Source organism: Stenotrophomonas sp. HMWF003 (assembly GCF_003061285.1).
GTDB lineage: Bacteria > Pseudomonadota > Gammaproteobacteria > Xanthomonadales > Xanthomonadaceae > Stenotrophomonas > Stenotrophomonas maltophilia_AP.
Map to the genome: position 1 here is coordinate 11,922 of NZ_QAIW01000395.1, position 4,058 is coordinate 15,979.

The 4,058-nt window shown below is 68.8% G+C and carries 4 protein-coding genes and 1 pseudogene; 4 read left to right on the forward strand and 1 reads right to left on the reverse strand.

What is annotated here, in order from left to right:
- The 3 genes from DBR34_RS23655 to DBR34_RS16960 all read left to right on the forward strand — a co-directional run.
- On the forward strand, window positions 1-195 hold a 195-nt coding region (locus DBR34_RS23655), incomplete at its 5' end, for a MotA/TolQ/ExbB proton channel family protein (RefSeq protein ID WP_258224048.1).
- Window positions 196-204: 9 nt separating this feature from the next.
- Complete coding sequence (exbD, locus tag DBR34_RS16955) at window positions 205-630, forward strand: TonB system transport protein ExbD (protein ID WP_128097661.1); 426 nt, start codon at window positions 205-207, stop codon at window positions 628-630.
- Window positions 627-1,364, forward strand: a complete 738-nt coding sequence (locus DBR34_RS16960; protein ID WP_128097662.1) for an energy transducer TonB — start codon at window positions 627-629, stop codon at window positions 1,362-1,364. The genes exbD and DBR34_RS16960 overlap by 4 nt, the downstream gene beginning before the upstream one ends.
- Before the next feature lie 38 nt (window positions 1,365-1,402).
- Here the strand turns inward: DBR34_RS16960 and DBR34_RS16965 are convergent, their stop codons facing one another.
- On the reverse strand, window positions 1,403-3,430 hold the full coding sequence (locus DBR34_RS16965) for a sodium-translocating pyrophosphatase (protein WP_128097663.1): 2,028 nt from the start codon (window positions 3,428-3,430) through the stop codon (window positions 1,403-1,405).
- A gap of 421 nt (window positions 3,431-3,851) precedes the next feature.
- Between DBR34_RS16965 and DBR34_RS23660 the strand changes: the two are divergent.
- Window positions 3,852-4,058 (forward strand): annotated as a pseudogene (locus DBR34_RS23660) (hypothetical protein); the annotation flags it as partial.

A 4,058-nucleotide genomic window follows, 5' to 3' on the forward strand; every position in this document is an offset into this window, starting at 1 on the left:
GCGTTGTTGGCCACCGCGCTGGGGCTGGTAGCCGCCATTCCCGCCGTGGTGATCTACAACCACTTCACCCGGGTGCTGGCCGGCCTGCGCGCGCTGCTGGGCGATCTTTCGGCGGCCGTGCAGCAACTGGTGTCGCGCGACCTCGACCGCGCCGCAGTGCACGCCGGCCCGGTGCTGGCACGTGCGGCGCACTGAGGCTTACGCATGGCCCTCCGTACCGCACGCCACGACGACGACGCGCTGGAAGAAGCCCACGCGATCAACGTCACCCCTTTCATCGATGTGATGCTGGTGCTGCTGATCATCTTCATGGTCGCCGCGCCGCTGGCCACCGTGGACACCGCCGTGGACCTGCCGGCCAGCAGCGCGCGCCCGCAACCGCGCGAGGGTGAGCCGGTGTTCCTGACCGTGCAGGCCGACCTGTCGCTGCGGGTGAACGATGCCGCCGTTACCGCTGACGCGTTGCCGGCGGCATTGCAGCGGCCGACCGGCGGCGACCGTGAGCAGCGCATCTATCTGCGCGCCGACCGCCAGGTGGCCTACGGCGACCTGATGCAGGCCATGAATGCGCTGCGCGCGGCCGGCTACCTCAAGGTGGCGCTGGTCGGGCTGGAACAGCCCGCACCATGAGCAAAGGCAGTGCAGGGCACGCACGCTGGGCCGGCAGCCTGGGCATCGTGTTGGCCACCTACGCCATCGGCATCGGGGCCACGCTGTGGTGGATAGGACGCGCGCCACCTGCACCGGCCAGCGCACCGCCGGAAGCGCTGAGGGTGGAACTGGCTGCGGTCGCCGAAGCGCCGCCGGTGCCGCCCACCGATATCGCGCAGGGGCCCTCGCAACAGGAACAACACCGCCCCAAACCGGAGCCGCAGCCGCTGCGCGCGCCGGTGCTGCCCCCGCAACCGCACCCGGACGGCGAGGAGGTTGCGCAACGCACGCCGCCGCCCCCCGAGCAGACGCCGTCGGACCAACACAACGTGGACCAGACCCTGGCGCCACCGGACGTGCAGGCCAAGGCCACCCAACGGTACGCGGCGCCGCAGACGATGGCTGGCCAGCGCAGCGACGCGCAGGTCACTTGGCAGGGGCTGCTGCTGGGCCATCTGGAGCAGCACCGGCGCTATCCCCGCGGGGCCGAGCGCCTGCGCCAACAGGGCGTGGCCTATGTGCGCTTTGCAGTGGACCGGCAGGGCAATGCGAGCAACATCCGCATCGGCCAGAGCAGTGGGCATCCGCTGCTGGATGCCGAAACGCTGGACACCGTGCGCCGTGGCAGCCCGGTGCCGGCGCCGCCGCCGGAGATCGGCGGCGACCCGGTGGAGGTGATGGTGCCGGTGGCGTTCTTCATCCGCCGGCGTTGACCCGGTAACGCCCGGCCCTGGGCCGGGCGACCGTGTGCCTACAGCAGCGGCACCAGCAACAGCGCGACGATGTTGATGATCTTGATCAACGGATTGATCGCGGGCCCTGCGGTGTCCTTGTACGGATCGCCCACGGTGTCGCCGGTGACGGCGGCCTTGTGCGCCTCGCTGCCCTTGCCGCCGAAGTGGCCATCCTCGATGTACTTCTTGGCGTTGTCCCAGGCCCCACCGCCGGTGGTCATCGAGATCGCCACGAACAGGCCGGTGACGATGGTGCCGATCAGCAACCCGCCCAGCGCGCGCGGCCCCAGCAGCAGGCCCACCACCACCGGCACGGCCACCGGCAACAGCGAGGGCACGATCATTTCGCGGATCGCCGAGCGGGTCAGCATGTCCACCGCGCGGTCGTACTGCGGCTTGCCGGTGCCTTCCATGATGCCGGGGATCTCGCGGAACTGGCGGCGCACTTCTTCCACCACCGCACCGGCCGCGCGGCCCACCGCTTCCATCGCCATCGCACCGAACAGGTAGGGGATCAGCCCGCCGATCAGCAGGCCGATGATCACCGTGTGGTCGGACAGGTCGAAGGCGAACGTCTGGCCCGGATTGGCCGCCTGCAGGTTGTGCGTGTAATCGGCGAACAGCACCAGCGCGGCCAGCGCTGCCGAGCCGATCGCATAGCCCTTGGTGACCGCCTTGGTGGTGTTGCCCACCGCGTCCAGCGGGTCGGTGATGTCGCGGATGCTGGAGGGCAGTTCGGCCATCTCGGCGATGCCGCCGGCGTTGTCGGTGATCGGGCCGTAGGCATCCAGCGCGACAATCATGCCGGCCATCGACAACATCGCGGTGGCCGCGATGGCGATGCCGTACAGGCCGCCGAAATAGTGCGCCAACCAGATCGCCACGCACACCGCGATCACCGGCAGCGCGGTCGACTTCATCGATACCCCGAGCCCGGCGATGATGTTGGTGCCATGGCCGGTGGTGGAGGCCTGCGCCACGTGCTGCACCGGTTTGTACTGGGTGCCGGTGTAGTACTCGGTGATCCACACGATCAACCCGGTCAGCACCAGCCCGATCAACGCGCAGAAGTACAGGTTCAGCGCGCCGTGGCTGTTGTCGGGCATCAGCTGCAGGGTGATCGGGTAGAACGCGATCGCCGCCAGCACCGCCGACACGATCACGCCCTTGTACAGCGCGCCCATGATCGAACCGCCGGGCTTCACCTTGACGAACAGCGCGCCGATGATCGAGGCGATGATCGACACACCGCCCAGCACCAACGGATACAGGATCGCGTTGCGCCCGGCTTCGGCGATCATCAGGCTGCCCAGCAGCATGGTGGCGATCACCGTCACCGCGTAAGTCTCGAACAGGTCGGCGGCCATGCCGGCGCAGTCGCCGACGTTGTCGCCCACGTTGTCGGCGATCACCGCCGGGTTGCGCGGGTCGTCCTCGGGAATGCCGGCTTCCACCTTGCCCACCAGGTCCGCGCCGACGTCGGCGCCCTTGGTGAAGATGCCGCCGCCCAGTCGGGCGAAGATCGAAATCAGCGAGGAGCCAAACGCCAGCCCGACCAGCGCATGCAGTGCCTGCGCGGTGTCCAGCCCCATCCGCAGCAGCAGCGCGTAGTACCCGGCCACGCCCAGCAGGCCGAGCCCGACCACCAGCATGCCGGTGATCGCACCGCCGCGGAACGCCACGTCCATGGCGGCACTAAGGCCGTTGCGTGCAGCTTCGGCGGTGCGCACGTTGGCGCGCACCGACACGTTCATGCCGATGTAGCCGGCGGCACCGGACAGCACCGCGCCGATCGCGAAGCCGATCGCGGTGTACCAGCTGAGGAAGAAACCGACCAGCACGAACAGCACGACGCCGGCGATGCCAATGGTGAGGTATTGACGGTTGAGATAGGCGCGCGCGCCTTCCTGGATGGCGGCGGCGATTTCCTGCATGCGGGCATTGCCAGCCGGTTGCCGGAGGATCCAGCGTGCCGACACGATGCCGTAGAGAATCGCGAGAATGGCGCAGAACAGCGCCAGAGAAAGCCCATAACGTTCCAGCATGTCCCCTCCCGGGTGATGGAATGGCATCCAGACGAACGGATGAACCTCTCCACGCGGGGGCACAACGGGCTGCAACCTTGGACCAACCCGTTCAGACCGTGCCCGGTCTTCAAGCGTGTGGCGGTGTTCAGCAATCCCTGGTGCCCCGAGTATGCGGGCAACACCCGCATACGGGTAGTGCCGGCCGCTGGCCGGCAACCACGCACACCCATCCGCAGCCGCGTCCTGCCGGGTACGCGCCATCGCATGCGCGCTGCCCTCTTATCGGCATCCAATCCCCCGCCGCTTCGCGGCTACCCCCTGACTCAGGGGGCAGGTGTCCCGTCGTCTGGATCCAGCCAGGCGTTGATGGGACGCCTTGCCACGCCGTTCAGCCACCCACTGGCAGCCTCGGCCCATCCCCAGCTCCCGGAGTTCCGCCATGTCCACCCGTTACCTGCTCTGGCTGGCCCTGCTGCCTGCCGTGGCCGCCAGCGCCGCTGAAACCCCGGAACTGAAACGCGCCGTCGGTGCGCCGCAGGCGGTGGGCGCGGCCCATACGCTGCGCCAGATTCCCGAAGCCTGTGCACGGCTGGAGGGCATGTTCACCGCCGATGCCGCACAGCCGTACAAGTTCGCCGTGGTGCGC